Origin of the sequence: Hasllibacter sp. MH4015, assembly GCF_020177575.1 — a bacterium.
In the GTDB taxonomy this organism is placed as follows: Bacteria; Pseudomonadota; Alphaproteobacteria; order Rhodobacterales; family Rhodobacteraceae; genus Gymnodinialimonas.
Genome location: NZ_JAHTBK010000001.1, coordinates 933,038 through 946,626 on the forward strand (window position 1 = coordinate 933,038; position 13,589 = coordinate 946,626).

Annotated in this window: 15 protein-coding genes; 6 read left to right on the forward strand and 9 right to left on the reverse strand. The window is 65.4% G+C overall.

What is annotated here, in order from left to right:
* Positions 1-72 precede the first annotated feature (72 nt).
* From KUW62_RS04960 to KUW62_RS04985, 6 genes are all read right to left on the reverse strand, one after another.
* On the reverse strand, positions 73-366 hold the full coding sequence (locus KUW62_RS04960; protein ID WP_224814411.1) for a septum formation initiator family protein: 294 nt from the start codon (positions 364-366) through the stop codon (positions 73-75).
* A gap of 142 nt (positions 367-508) precedes the next feature.
* Positions 509-1,399, reverse strand: coding sequence for a fructose bisphosphate aldolase (locus tag KUW62_RS04965; protein WP_224814412.1), 891 nt, complete (start codon positions 1,397-1,399; stop codon positions 509-511).
* A 73-nt stretch (positions 1,400-1,472) separates the two neighbouring features.
* Positions 1,473-2,660 carry a phosphoglycerate kinase gene (pgk, locus tag KUW62_RS04970; protein WP_224814413.1) on the reverse strand — a complete coding sequence of 396 codons (1,188 nt, stop codon included), beginning with the start codon at positions 2,658-2,660 and terminating at the stop codon, positions 1,473-1,475.
* 180 nt (positions 2,661-2,840) lie between these two features.
* Positions 2,841-3,842, reverse strand: a complete 1,002-nt coding sequence (gene gap / locus KUW62_RS04975; protein ID WP_224817035.1) for a type I glyceraldehyde-3-phosphate dehydrogenase — start codon at positions 3,840-3,842, stop codon at positions 2,841-2,843.
* Between the two features lie 136 nt (positions 3,843-3,978).
* Positions 3,979-4,122 (reverse strand): hypothetical protein, encoded by a 144-nt coding sequence (locus KUW62_RS04980; protein ID WP_224814414.1) that lies wholly within the window; start codon positions 4,120-4,122, stop codon positions 3,979-3,981.
* A 39-nt stretch (positions 4,123-4,161) separates the two neighbouring features.
* The gene (locus tag KUW62_RS04985) at positions 4,162-4,647 is read right to left on the reverse strand and encodes a cupin domain-containing protein (RefSeq protein ID WP_224814415.1); all 486 of its coding nucleotides are present in this window, start codon (positions 4,645-4,647) and stop codon (positions 4,162-4,164) included.
* Positions 4,648-4,806: 159 nt separating this feature from the next.
* On the opposite strand from KUW62_RS04985, the gene KUW62_RS04990 reads away from it, so the two are divergent.
* Positions 4,807-5,586 (forward strand): 2OG-Fe(II) oxygenase, encoded by a 780-nt coding sequence (locus KUW62_RS04990; RefSeq protein ID WP_224814416.1) that lies wholly within the window; start codon positions 4,807-4,809, stop codon positions 5,584-5,586.
* A gap of 252 nt (positions 5,587-5,838) precedes the next feature.
* Positions 5,839-5,982, forward strand: a complete 144-nt coding sequence (locus KUW62_RS19065; RefSeq protein ID WP_370632846.1) for a hypothetical protein — start codon at positions 5,839-5,841, stop codon at positions 5,980-5,982.
* 1 nt (position 5,983) lies between these two features.
* Here KUW62_RS19065 and gap (KUW62_RS05000) read toward each other — a convergent pair whose 3' ends face one another.
* Positions 5,984-6,988 (reverse strand): type I glyceraldehyde-3-phosphate dehydrogenase, encoded by a 1,005-nt coding sequence (gene gap / locus KUW62_RS05000; RefSeq protein ID WP_224814417.1) that lies wholly within the window; start codon positions 6,986-6,988, stop codon positions 5,984-5,986.
* 213 nt (positions 6,989-7,201) lie between these two features.
* Between gap (KUW62_RS05000) and KUW62_RS05005 the strand changes: the two genes are divergently transcribed.
* On the forward strand, positions 7,202-8,176 hold the full coding sequence (locus tag KUW62_RS05005; RefSeq protein ID WP_224814418.1) for a DUF808 domain-containing protein: 975 nt from the start codon (positions 7,202-7,204) through the stop codon (positions 8,174-8,176).
* A gap of 308 nt (positions 8,177-8,484) precedes the next feature.
* Here the strand turns inward: KUW62_RS05005 and tkt are convergent, their stop codons facing one another.
* Positions 8,485-10,503 carry a transketolase gene (gene tkt, locus KUW62_RS05010; protein WP_224817036.1) on the reverse strand — a complete coding sequence of 673 codons (2,019 nt, stop codon included), beginning with the start codon at positions 10,501-10,503 and terminating at the stop codon, positions 8,485-8,487.
* A gap of 308 nt (positions 10,504-10,811) precedes the next feature.
* On the opposite strand from tkt, the gene KUW62_RS05015 reads away from it, so the two are divergent.
* Both KUW62_RS05015 and KUW62_RS05020 read left to right on the forward strand, forming a co-directional pair.
* A complete protein-coding gene (locus tag KUW62_RS05015) occupies positions 10,812-11,678 on the forward strand; it encodes a hypothetical protein (protein WP_224814419.1) in 867 nt (288 codons plus the stop codon).
* Positions 11,671-12,078, forward strand: coding sequence for a cell division protein ZapA (locus KUW62_RS05020; protein ID WP_224814420.1), 408 nt, complete (start codon positions 11,671-11,673; stop codon positions 12,076-12,078). Before KUW62_RS05015 ends, KUW62_RS05020 begins: the two co-directional genes overlap by 8 nt.
* A 48-nt stretch (positions 12,079-12,126) precedes the next feature.
* Here the strand turns inward: KUW62_RS05020 and KUW62_RS05025 are convergent, their stop codons facing one another.
* On the reverse strand, positions 12,127-12,804 hold the full coding sequence (locus tag KUW62_RS05025; RefSeq protein WP_224814421.1) for an SDR family oxidoreductase: 678 nt from the start codon (positions 12,802-12,804) through the stop codon (positions 12,127-12,129).
* Between the two features lie 136 nt (positions 12,805-12,940).
* On the opposite strand from KUW62_RS05025, the gene KUW62_RS05030 reads away from it, so the two are divergent.
* Entirely contained in the window at positions 12,941-13,543 is a 603-nt protein-coding gene (locus KUW62_RS05030) for a biotin transporter BioY (protein WP_224814422.1), read from the forward strand.
* Positions 13,544-13,589: the final 46 nt, after the last annotated feature.

Sequence of the window (13,589 nt, forward strand, 5' to 3'; positions counted from 1 at the left end):
ACGCAGGGGCACAGACCCGCTATGCGCGGGCTGAAACGATGCAAAAATATCGGAAAGACAAGGGCTTGTGGGTCAGGGAAGGATGATCTCATCCGGGCGGGCATAGCCCAGGACATTGCGCACCCGTTCGTCCAGCAGGTCGAGGTCGAGGTAATCGTCCGATAGGCGGCGGGTCAGAATCTCCATGCGCGCGACCTGGATTTCCAGCCGCTCCAGCTCATCCTCGAGCCGGTCCCGCTCCGACTCCACTTGGATGCGCTGGAACAGCCCATTGTTGCCCTGCACCGCGGTGAAGGTAAAATAGAAACCCACAACGAACAGGATGCCCGGCACGATGGCCCGGGTCAGGGAAAGGGTACGCCACATGTTCTGCCTCACACGGGTTCGATGCGAACCCAGTCTTCAACTCACCTCTGACGGGTGATGTGGGGGCAGATTCGCACATTCCGCACGCTTTGTGAATCCCTAATGGAATCACCGCGATAGAAGGGGCCTTGCCGCCGGTCGCTCAAGTGATGGAGGCTGCGTGGATTTCGTCAATCGCTTGCCCAAGCGCCCCGTTGAATTCAGCATCGGATTGCTGCGCGGCCAGCCCTTCGGTCAGCGCGCGGGAGAAGCTGGCGATCATGCCGGAATTGGCGGCAAGGCGGGCATTGGCCTCCGCCCGCGAATAGCCGCCCGACAGCGCCACAACCCGCATCACGCGGGGATGCGCCACAAGGGGCGCGTAGTGACCGGGGCTTTCGGGCAGGGTCAGCTTCAGCATCACCTGCCGGTCAGCGGGGACGTTTTCCAATTCCGAAAGGATCGTGTCGAGCAGGATCGCCTCCGCCTCCGCCTTGTCGGCGATGGAGATCGTGACCTCGGGCTCGATGATCGGAACCATGTCGTTGTCCAGCACCTCGTCGCCAATGCGGAACTGTTGCGCCACATTCGCGGCGATGCCCTGCGCGTCGGCGGCGTCGATGACCGACCGGGCCTTGGTGCCGAAAATCCCATTGTCGGAGGCGCGTTTCAGCGTGTCGGACAGGTCGGGGATGGCCTTCATCACGCGCACGCCCTGGGCCGGATCTTCCAGCCCCTTGTCAATCTTGAGGAAGGGGACCACGCGGCGTTCTTCCCACAAGTAGTGCGCGGCGGGGCGTCCGGCGATGTCGCGATCCATCGTCATCTCGAACAGGATCGCGCCGATGACCTTCTGGCCGGTGAAGGCAGGCGCGGTCGCGATCCGGGTCCGCATCTGGTGGATGAGGTCGTACATCTGATCCTCGGAGCCGTAGGTCTCCTCCGGGACGCCGTAGAGCCGCAGGGCCTTGGGGGTGGAGCCGCCCGATTGGTCCAGCGCCGCAACGAAGCCCGCGCCCCGCTGCATCTGTGCGATCTGCTCTGCCTTGGCCATGCGCGTGCCCCCCTGGTCGCCTTTGCACCGGGTGTAGGCAAAGCCGATCGGGGGGACAACGCTGGTTGCGCTATCAGGCGGCGTGGTTTTCCATGAGGACCGCAACGCCGGGCAGGGTCTTGCCCTCCATCCATTCCAGGAACGCGCCGCCCGCGGTGGAGATATAGGTGAAATCGTCCGCCACGCCCGCGTGGTTGAGCGCCGCGACGGTGTCGCCGCCACCGGCCACGGAGATCAGGTTGCCGGCCCGCGTCGCCTCCGCCGCGGCGCGCGCCGCTGCGACTGTGGCCGTGTCGAAGGGTTCGATCTCGAACGCGCCAAGCGGGCCGTTCCAGACCAGCGTTTTGGCGCGCGCCAGCGCCTGCGCGATATGGGCGGTGCTGTCGGGCCCGGCATCGAGGATCATCGCGTCACCGGGCACATCCTCGGCCATCACGACCTCCGACGCGGCACCGGCCTTGAACTCTCGCGCGATGACCACGTCGCGGGGCAGCAGGATCTCGCAACCCTGCGCGGCCGCCTTCTTTGCAATCTCGCGCGCGGTGTCTGCCAGGTCATGCTCGCAGAGCGACTTGCCCACATCCACACCCTGCGCGGCGAGGAAGGTGTTCGCCATGCCGCCCCCGATCACCAGGATATCGACCTTTTCGACGAGATTGCGCAGGAGATCGAGCTTGGTGGAGACCTTCGCCCCGCCGACCAGGGCCATGACGGGCCGGTCCGGCGATCCAAGCGCCTGTTCCAGCGCACCCAGTTCCTCGGCCATCAGGCGCCCGGCGCAATTCGGCAGAAGCTTCGCCACCCCTTCGGTCGAGGCATGGGCGCGGTGCGCGGCGGAAAAAGCGTCGTTGCAATAGACATCCCCAAGGGAGGCGAGGAACTGCGCCATCTTCGGCTCGTTGGCCTCTTCCATCGCGGAGAACCGGGTGTTTTCGATCAGGATCACCGAGCCGCGCGCGGCCTCCAGCGCCGCGCGGTCGGGGCGTTCGATGAAGGTGACGGGTTGCCCAAGGGCCGCCTCCAACGCGGGCAGGGTCACGCGCAGGCTCATCTCCGGCACGTATTGCCCCTTGGGCCGTCCGAAATGGGCCAGCATGACCGGGGTGCCGCCCTTGGTGAGGATGTCCTTGATCGTGGGCACGATGCGCTCGATCCGGGTCGCGTCCGTGACCTTGCCGTCTTCGACCGGCACGTTGATGTCCACGCGGGTCAGGACAAGTTTGCCCGCGAGGTCCATATCATCGAGTGTGTTGAAGGGCATGGTGTGATCTCCGACTATGCTCGGCCCCGTGGTGCCATGGTCTTGGGGGGCACCAAAAGAGATTTATGCCTCCGGCGGGGATATTTTCGGCACATGGAAGACAGGGCGTGCGGGCCCTGGCCGCGGGGCAGGTGGGGGCGGGGCAGGCGCAATTTTATGCAAATGCGCCCGATCTGCGCGTCAGATCAGCTTGCCCATTGCGACGGCCGTGTCGCTCATCCGGTTGGAGAAGCCCCATTCGTTGTCGTACCAGGTCAGGATACGGACCATGTTGCCGTCGAGCACCTTGGTCTGGTCGAGGTGGAAGACCGAGGAATGGGGGTCGTGGTTGAAATCCGAGCTGACCAGCGGCTCATCGGTGTAGCCGAGGATGCCTTTGAGCGGGCCATCGGCGGCGGCGACGATGGCGGCGTTCACTTCTTCGATGCTGGTGGCCTTGCCGGCCTCGAATGTCAGGTCGACGACGGAGACGTTGGGCGTGGGCACACGGATCGCCACACCGTCCAGCTTGCCCGCCAGGTCCGGCAGGACGAGGCCCACGGCTTTCGCGGCCCCGGTGGAGGTGGGGATCATGCTCAGCGCCGCAGCGCGGGCGCGGTAGAGGTCCTTGTGCATCGTGTCGAGCGTCGGCTGGTCGCCGGTATAGGAATGGATCGTGGTCATAAAGCCTTTCACGATCCCGATCTCGTTATGCAGCACATGGGCCACCGGCGAGAGGCAGTTGGTGGTGCACGACGCGTTGGAGACAACGATGTCGTCGGACGTCAGGGTGTCGTGGTTGACGCCGAAAACAATGGTCTTGTCGGCATCCTTGCCCGGTGCGGAGATCAGGACGCGGGAGGAGCCGTTTTCCAGATGGGCCTGACACGCCTCTTTCGAGGTGAAGATGCCGGTGCATTCCAACACGATGTCCACGTGGCCCCAGGGCAGGTCGGCGGGGTTGCGGATTGCCGTGACCTCCATCGGGCCGCGGCCCACGTCGATGGTGGTCTCGGTCGTCGTCACCGTGGCGGGAAAGCGGCCATGGACGCTGTCGTAGCGCAGGAGGTGGGCGTTGGTTTCCACCGGGCCCAGATCGTTGATGGCGACGACCTCGATATCGGTGCGGCCGGATTCGATGATGGCGCGCAGAACGTTGCGACCGATGCGACCAAATCCGTTGATGGCGACTTTGACGGCCATGGAGACCTCCTCAATGAGCGGCTTGCGGGCAAGGCGGGCCGTATCGGCCCGGCTGTTAGCGGTAACGCGGGTTGCATACCGCGACTGGTCCGGCATGGGAAGGGGGCGGCGCGGGAAAGCGTACTGGCCCGCGCGCCTATCGCCAGAACGCCATCCACCACAGGAGATCGGCAAACTTGCGGGCGAGAAACAGCGAATTGGCCCAGTCGAAGAAAACCGCATCTATGGCGAGGCAGGCGGCGATCACGATACCGAACCATATGGCGAGCGTGTTGGTCATGGGCGCGGACCCTGCCACGGCTCGCGGCGGGGCGGAAGGCTATTTCTTGGCTCCCAGGACCGGGTTCGAGATGGCGTCGTGGTCGACGAGGTCATAGGCCAGCCCCTTGTTGCGGAAGATGCGCTTTCGCTGTCGGGAATAATCGGCGACATCGTGGTCGAGCCGTTGGCCCATCACGAGAATGCGCAGCGTATCGGGCCCGGTATTGACGATGGTATGGCCAAGCCCGCCGGCGCGGTAGCCGATGAAATCGCCGGGGCCGATGGCGTGATCCTCCTCCCCGATGGTCGCCGTGCCGGTGCCCGACAGGATATAGACGGCCTCATCTTCATGATAATGGACATGGTATTCCGTCGTCTCGTCCCCCGGTGCGATTTCGATGACGTGGATGCCAAGACCGGTCAGGCCAGTGGCGTCCCCAAGCGACTTGTTGATCCGTTTCGCGGCGGGATTGCGGAAATGGACCTTGTCCACACCGCCCATCGCGGCGATCTCCTGGGCTGTGATCAGGTAGGTGTCCGACATCGGGCGCATCTCCACTTTCGGGACAGGGGCGTTCGGCCTGAATTCTGGTGTGCGGCGCAGGGTTGGTAAAGGGTGAACCGGGGCGCGGCCTGTGGATTTGGGGTTCAGTTCGCGCGCGCCCCGGTCAAGAGTATCGCCGGCAGAAGGAGGCGTGTTGCCATGGCTTTGAACGATATCGTCGATCTGGCGCGCCACCCGGTGGACGATCCGGCATTCGGCGCGGCGTGCAGGGAGCGGCTGGATCGCGACGGGGTCCTGGTCCTGTCCGACTTCATCACGCCGGATGCCTTGCAAGAGATGCGGCGCGAGGGGGAGGCGGGGCGCGCGCGGACCTATTTCTGCGCGCAGAGCCATTCCGTCTACCTCACCCCGGAAGATCCGCGCTTTCCCCCGGACCACCCCGCGAACCGGCAGGTCGTATCGTCCAAGGGATGCATTTGCGATGATGTTATCGCGCCGAACTCGCCGCTGAGGCAGCTCTACGATGCGCCCGCCTTCCGGGACTTCGTGAAACGCGTGACGGGGCAGGCGGAGGTGCACCCCTATGCCGATCCGCTGTCTTCGATCAACATCCACTATGCCGAACGCGGGCAGGAGCTTGGGTGGCATTTCGACAATTCGTCCTTCGCGATCACGCTGCTGATCCAGAAACCCGAGGCGGGAAGCCGGTTCGAGTTCCTGCGCGACCTGCGCGATGCCGATGCCGGAGAGCTGAATTATGACGGCGTGCGCGCGCTGCTGGACGGGGCGGTCGCGCCGGACGTGTTGAGCATGGAGCCCGGAACGCTGGTCCTGTTCCGGGGCCGCAACTCGATCCATAGGGTCAGCCCGAATGAGAGCGACACGACGCGAATGCTGGCCGTGCTCGCCTACAACGCCGAACCCGGCGTGGCGCTGTCGGAAAGTGCGCGGATGACGTTCTACGGACGGCTTCGCTAGGGGGTGTCGAGATGCTGACAGGGCGATGCGATTGCGGGAAGGTCCGGTTTACGGTCAAAGGCGCGCGCGCGGCGGTCACGATCTGCCATTGCGGGCAATGCCGCCGGACCAGTGGAAATGTATGGGCCTCCACCCACGCCCCGTTTGCTGCACTGACCTTCGAGACGGATGAGGGCCTAGACATGGTACGCATCTTCCGATTTCGCCAAGCGTGGCTTCTGCTCGGGCTGCGGGTCGAGCCTGTTTTACCGGATGAATGACGAAGAGGGCATCGGGATCGCCGCCGGCTGCCTGGATGCGCCGACCGGCCTTCACACCGGCAAGCATATCTTTGTCAGGGACAAGGGCGATTACTACGACATCGCTGACTATGCGCCACAGATCGAGACCTATTAAATCAGTGCACCAGGCGCCCCATGGCGCCCGCCACATCGGCCATGCGCACCGAAAAGCCCCATTCATTGTCGTACCAGGCCAGAACGCGCACGGTGCGCCCACCGACGACCTTGGTCTGGTCCGGGGCAAAGATGCTGGAATGCGGCGTGTGGTTGAAGTCGATCGAGACTTTCGGTTCCGGATCATAGGCCAAAACCGCGCCCATATGGCCGTTTGCGGCCTCGGCCACGACCTCGTTCACATCGGCAGCGGTCACGTCGCGCGCGGCCTCGAACGTCAGATCCACGGCGGAGACGTTGGGCGTGGGCACGCGCAGGGCGGTGCCGTCGAGCTTGCCTTCCATCTCGGGCATCACCTCCGACAGGGCCTTGGCCGCGCCGGTGGAGGTCGGGATCATCGCCATGGCGGCAGCGCGCGCACGGTAGAGGTCCTTGTGGCGACGGTCGAGCGTCGGCTGGTCGCCGGTGTAGCTGTGGATCGTGGTCATGATCCCGCGTTCGATCCCGATCGCCTCGTTCAGCACTTTCGCCAACGGGGCGAGGCAATTCGTGGTGCATGACCCGTTGGAGATCATCCGATCCTCGGCCCGCAGGTCGCGGTGGTTCACGCCATAAACAATCGTGCGATCCACATTCTTGGCGGGGGCGGAGATCAGGACTTTCTTCGCGCCCCGTTCCAGGTGAATGGCGCTCTTGTGTCCATCGTTGAACTTGCCGGTGCATTCGAGGACCACATCGCAGCCCTCCCAATCCAGCTCCTCCGGTTCATAGGTCGAAAACACCTTCATCGGCCCGCGCCCCAGATCCATCGTATCACCCTCGACCCGGACCTCGCCGGGGAAGCGGCCATGGACGCTGTCGTAGCGCAGCAGGTGGGCGTTGGTCTCGATCGGGCCCGTTGCGTTGATCTTGACGACCTGCACATCGTTGCGCGCGCTTTCCGCGATATGGGCAAGCGTGGCGCGCCCGATCCGCCCGAAGCCGTTGATCCCGAGGGTTATGGTCATGTCATGGGTCCCGTCGCTGCGCCATTTGCCGATCTGGATAGGCAAGTGTGGCGCGCCTGTGAACCCGAAAGCGGCGTGATTTCCGTATGTTAGCGGAACCGGTGGCGCAAACATGCATTGGTTGCGCTAACGGCGCGCGGAACCTGCGACGGGTGGACGTGGTTGGCTCAAGATGTATATGCCCAATCCAAGGCAGATCTCGGAGGCGAGCGGATGAGCGGATTATTGGCCCTGTTGGACGATGTGGCAGCCATCGCGAAGGTTGCGGCAGCCTCCGTCGACGATGTGATCGGGCAGGCGGCCAAGGCGGGCGCGAAGGCCGCGGGCGCGGTCATCGACGATGCCGCGGTGACGCCGAAATACGTCCACGGCTTCGCCGCCAAGCGCGAATTGCCCATCGTGTGGAAGATCGCGCGCGCGTCCATCTTCAACAAGCTGGTGATCCTGTTGCCGCTGGCCATGCTGCTGTCGGTCTTTGCGCCTTGGCTGATCCCGGTCTTCCTGATCTTCGGGGGCGCGTATCTGTGTTTCGAAGGGGCGGAGAAGGTCTGGCACTGGTTGAGGCCCCATCCCGATCCGGTCGAAGAACTGGCCAAGAAGAAGATGTCGGCCGAGGACAGCGCCCATCTGGAAGAGCAGCGGGTGCGCGGGGCGATCAAGACCGACTTCATCCTGTCCGCAGAGATCATGACGATCGCTTTGGCCGCGCTGGAGACGGATTCGCTGTGGTTCCGCGCCGCCGCCCTCGCCGTGGTGGCGATCGGGATCACCATCCTGGTCTACGGGGCCGTTGCGGTGATCGTGAAGGCGGACGACGTGGGGCTTCACATGGCGTCCAACGGGCGGCTCGGGGCGACCCAGAAGATCGGCGAGTTGATCGTGCGCGGCATGCCCGGTTTCCTGAAGGGGCTGACTATCGTGGGCACCGCAGCGATGCTCTGGGTCGGCGGCTCCATCATCGTGCACGCGGTGGCGGAGATCGGATGGCACGGGCCGGAGGATTGGATCCATGACGTCGCCCAGAATATCGCGGGCGAAAACGGGTTCGGCAACTGGCTGGTCAAGGCCGTGATCGACGGCATCGGCGGCCTGGTCCTGGGACTGCTGCTGATCCCGGTGGTGCAGAAGGTGATCGGCCCCCTTTTGCGCGCCGTGGGCCTCGGCGGCGAGGCGGAAGAGGCGCATTAAGGCGTCCCGACGCTCACCAAAACCGTTAACGAAAGGTTACCGAAGAGACGGTTTGCGTTTGGCATCAAAGGCTTGACCCACCTTATCACGCGTGAGCAAAACGCCGCTCCCGGTCTTCCATGTGCTGAAAATATCCCCGCCGGAGGCAATCCCGACCCGGGCCAAAAGCGCCGGACGCCTGCCCGCATGCAGCGACTGATCCGACGGGCCCCGCGGGCCTTGGCCCGCGCCGAGCCCAACGGAAGCCGGCCCGCGTCAGCGGTGCCGGCGCCGGGCGGGAGCCCCCCGAGCCCGGTCCGGGCGCTCCCCTATTTCAGAAGCGATTTCACCTTCTCGGCCACAGCCTCCGCCGTGATCCCGAAATGCGTGTAAAGATCCTCTGCCGGGGCCGATGCGCCGAAATCATGCATGCCGACGAAGCCAGCTTTTTCACGCTTGCCCCGCTCCCCGTAGAGCCAGCGGTCCCAACCGAAGCGGATCGCGGCCTCCACGGCGACGCGGACCGGGCCGCCGGGCAACACGCGCTTGCGGTAGGCTTCGTCCTGCGCCTCGAACAATTCCCAGCAGGGCATGGAGACGACCCGGCAACCGATCCCATCGGCCTGCAACAGGTCCCGCGCCGCCATGGCGATCGCCACTTCGCTGCCGGTTGCCATCAGGATCGCCTGGCGCTTGCCCTCGGCATCGGCCAGCACATAGGCCCCCTGCGCTGTCAGGTTCTTCGTCTTGTGCCCGGTGCGGACCGTCGGCAATCCCTGGCGCGACAAGGCCAGCGTCGAGGGTGTGGTGGTGGAGGTCAGCGCCAATTCCCACGCTTCCGCCGTTTCCACCGCGTCGGCGGGTCGGAACACGTTCATGTTGGGCGTGGCGCGCAGCATCGCCAGGTGCTCGACTGGCTGGTGGGTCGGGCCGTCCTCGCCCACGCCGATCGAATCGTGGGTCATCACATAGACCGGCGCGATCCCCATCAGGGCTGACAGGCGCATCGCGGGGCGGGCGTAGTCGGTGAACGTGAAAAAGGTCCCGCCATAGGGCTTCACGCCGCCATGGAGGGCCATGCCATTCATCGCCGCCGCCATGGCATGTTCGCGGATGCCATAGTGGATATGGCGGCCCTTGCGATCCTCCGGCGAGAACGTGCCAAGCCCGCCGGTATGGGTCAGGTTCGACCCGGTCAGATCAGCCGACCCGCCTAGTGTTTCGGGCACCACCGTGTTGATCACTTCCAGCGCCATCTGGGAGGCTTTGCGGGTCGCGACCTTCGGGCGTTCCTCGGACAACTGCTTTTTCAGGGCCTTGACCGTCGCGCTGAGTTTCTTTGGCATCTCGCCTGCAAAGGCGCGCTCGAACTCGGCTTTCTTGCCTGCGGACAGGGCCGCGAACCGGTCTTCCCAATCCTTGCGCGCGCCCACGCCGCGGGCGCCCACGCTTTCCCACCAGGATTTCAGCTCCGGCGGGATGGTGAAGGCGGGATAAGTCCAGCCATAGGCGGCCTTGGTATCGGAGACGAGGTCGGCATCGGTCAGCGCGCCGTGGCCCTTGGCGGTGTCCTGCGCGCTCGACCCGATGGCGATATGCGTTTTGCAGGCGATCATCGCGGGCCCGGCGGAGGCCTTGGCCTCCGTGATCGCGGCATCAATGGCCGCGGGATCGTGGCCGTCGCATTCGAACACGTCCCAACCGGAGGCCGCGAACCGCGCCATCTGGTCGGTCCGATCCGACAGCGACACTTCCCCGTCGATGGTGATGTTGTTGTTGTCCCAGAAGACCACAAGGCGGCTCAATTCCTGCCGTCCGGCCAGCGCGATCGCTTCCTGGCTGATCCCCTCCATCAGGCAGCCGTCGCCGGCGATGCAGTAGGTGTAGTGGTCGATGACCTTCTTGCCCCATTTGGCGCGCAAGAATTCCTCGGCCATCGCAAAGCCCACCGCATTGGCAATGCCCTGGCCCAAGGGGCCGGTGGTCGTCTCCACCCCCTTCACATGGCCGTATTCCGGGTGGCCCGCGGTGATCGCGCCCAACTGGCGGAAATTCTTGATCTGCTCCAGCGTCATGTCGGCGTAGCCCGTGAGGTGCAAAAGCGAATAAATCAGCATGGAGCCGTGGCCTGCGCTGAGGATGAAGCGGTCGCGGTTGGGCCAATCGGGGGCGGAGGCATCGAAGCTCAGGTGCTTGTCAAACAGCACCGTCGCCACATCCGCCATCCCCATCGGCATTCCGGAATGGCCGGAATTGGCGGCGGCCACGGCATCGAGCGTCAGGGTGCGAATACAGGCGGCGCGCGCCCAATGGTCGGGATTGGCGGCGGCGAGGGCGGCGATGTCCATGGAGAGGTGATCCTTGTTGGCAGCGAAAGGGCGCATGGGGCGCACGGCAGGGCTCGGCTGCGGTGATACCAAAGCAAACGGGGGGCGCAAGACGCCCAGGCGGCCCAAACACGCCGTTTTCGGCCATTTCCGCGCGGAAAACCTTGCAAATCGCGCCTGATTGGGTGCTCTTTAGGGAACGCGCCGGAGGCAGGGCGCGAAACGCCGCAGGGAAAGATCGGGGCAATGCCCGACATCCTGAGGGGGTGAATGGAAACCGAAAACGCCGCGCACCCGGTTGTGCGGTCAGGCGAGGGGGCAACGCCGTGATGGGTGACAGTGCCGAATTCGAGAAACTGACGGAACTGGAGGCGCGACTGGCGCGCGCGCTCGACCGGATCTCTGCAGGGATCGCGGCGGGTGCTGGTGGCGCGTCCCGCTCCGACGCGGGACAGGACGGGGGCGATCTGGCCGCCGCGGAAGAGGCCCGCGCAGAGGCCGAGGCCCGCGCCGCGGAGATGAGCGAACGGGTCGACGCGCTGGAGGCGCGGCTGGCCGAGACCCAGGACACCCTTGCCGAGACCCAGCAGGAACTGACCAAGGAGCGGGCCGAGGCAATGCCCTCGGTCGACATGGCGACGCTCAACGCGCTGGAAGGCCGCGCGGCGGAGGCGGAGGCACGGCGTGGCACGGTAGAGGCGGAGCTGGCCGCACGCACCGCCACGATTGCGGAGATGCGCGCCGCCCTGGATGCGGCGGCAGATGAACTGGAAGCCGCGCGCGCTCAGGCCCAGGCCGCCCCAGAGGTCAACGAAGATCACGAGGCCGCCATCGCGGTTCTGAACCGCCGGTTGGAGCGGGTGCGCGAAGAGCGTGATGCTGCACGCGCCGAATGCGATGCCGCCAAGGATGTCGCCGACGAATTGCGCGCCACCGGCGATGGCGACCCCGATGACCGGATGCTGGAGCTGCGCCGCGATCTGCGGGTGGCCCAGGCCCGGGCCGAGGATCTGGCCGCGCAGCTGGAAAAAGCGCGGACAGGTGACGCTGCCGACGGCGATGCGCGGGTCGAGGCGTTGCAAACGGAATTGCAGGCCCTGCGCGATCTGCGCGGCGTCGAGGCGGCTGAACTGGGCCGCATCGTGGCCGATCTGGAAGCCGGGATCGAGACAGCGGATGAGGTGAGCCATGCCTGAGGTCGAAATCGAGATTGGAAGCCGCGTCTTTTCCGTCGCGTGTCAGGAGGGGGAGGAGAACTTCCTGCGCTCCGCCGCCAAGATGCTGGACACCGAAGCGGCGGTGGTTCTGGGGCAGATCGGGCGGATGCCGCCCGAGCGGATGCTGTTGATGGCGGGCCTGATGCTGGCCGACAAGACGGCGGCGCTGGAGGACGATCTACGCGAATTGCAGGACAAGATCGCGGCCCAGGACAGGGCGCTCCGCTCCGCCGAGGAACGACTGGCCGACCGGGCGCGCCGGATCTCGGAATTGCAGGAGGCCGGCCCGCGCACGGAATTGCCGGACCAGTTGACCGATGGTCTGGCCGAGTTGACCGCACGGGCTGAGGCGTTGGCCGACGATCTGTCGCCCCGCTGAGATGCTCTAGGAATGAAGGGGAAGCCGCGCCCGCAAGGCGCGGCTTTTTCATGTGATGGAGCTGGCGAAGATCGGCGCCAAAAGGCGCGCGGCTTCGGCGTGGGGGTCGGCCAATTTCTCCCGATCCTCGCCGGGATAGAACCGTGCACGCACGGCCGTGGGCATGGGCTTGGGACGAACCAGATGCACGGCGGGGCCGGTCTTGACGCTTTCGGCCTGCCAGCATTCCACAAGCGCCCGTTGGGCGGCCTTCGACATCGCGTACGGGCCTGCGAATTTGGCATCCCATTGGTCGTCGAAGAATACGGCGGTGGGGGATGTCGACGGCGCGATCAGCGGCTCGATATTTGTCATCAGGCGCGAGAAGGCGCGGATATTCGTGGCGATGCCCTTGTCCAGGTCCTTGGGTTGTATGTGCGGCGCGGGCGTCAAGGCACTGACATGGATCGCTGCGTGGACCCAGATGTCGGCCCGCCCCCATCGGTCATGGACCGACCGGCACAGATGCGCGATGGCACCGTCATCGGTCAGGTCCATGGGCGCAAGGGTCGCGTGTCCGCCCGCGGCCTTGATGCGGTCGTCCAACTCCTCCAGCCCGCCGATGGTGCGGGCCACTGCGACGACATGTGCGCCTTGACCCGCAAGCCACAGGGCGGACGCCGCGCCGATCCCGCGCGAGGCGCCGGTGACAAGGGCAACGTGATCGGTAAGGGGTTTGTCTGTCATGGGCGGCCAGATGCCCGCTTGGCGTTCCGGATGCAAGACCCGCTTGCTTGACTTCCCCGGATCGGGCGGGAATACCGATGGCGACGGGCCGCACGCGCCCGGCGTCATTCAACGCGACACGAAGGAGCCTTTGGACATGGGCCGGACCGATACTCTACTTTCCGCAACGCTTGGGGATGAGGGCCTTCTGCGCAAGGCGCTTCTGGTTCTGGGCGGCACGATCCTGATTGCCTTGGCCGCACGCACATCCGTGCCGATGTTCCCGGTGCCGATGACCTTGCAGACTCTGGCGATCCTTGCGGTCGGCTTCACCTTCGGCTCGCGCCTGGGTGCCATCACGCTGATCGCGTATCTGGCCGAGGGCGCGGCGGGCCTTCCGGTCTTCTCCCCCACCACGGCGATGGGGCCTGCGGCCTTCTTCGGGCCCACGGGCGGTTTCCTGATCGGGTTCGTGTTCATGGCATGGGCGGCCGGTTGGGCGGCGGAGCGCGGTATTGCGCGCGGCTTTGTCGGCACGGCGCTGGCGGGCATCGTGATCTCCGCTTTGCTCTATATCCCCGGCCTCGCATGGCCGATGGGCCTTGCGTCTGCCGTTGGTGTGGAGGCCGGTTGGGCCGGGCAGGGCCTCGGCTTTTACTGGACGCATTTCGTGTCGGGCTTCCTCATCGGGGACGCGGTGAAAGCGGTTCTGGCCGCGCTTATCGTGACCGGCGGATGGGCCGCGCTGTCGCGCCGCTGAACGCTGCCGCCAAGTGCGGTTTTCCAGCCGTTGAAATTTCGCGACC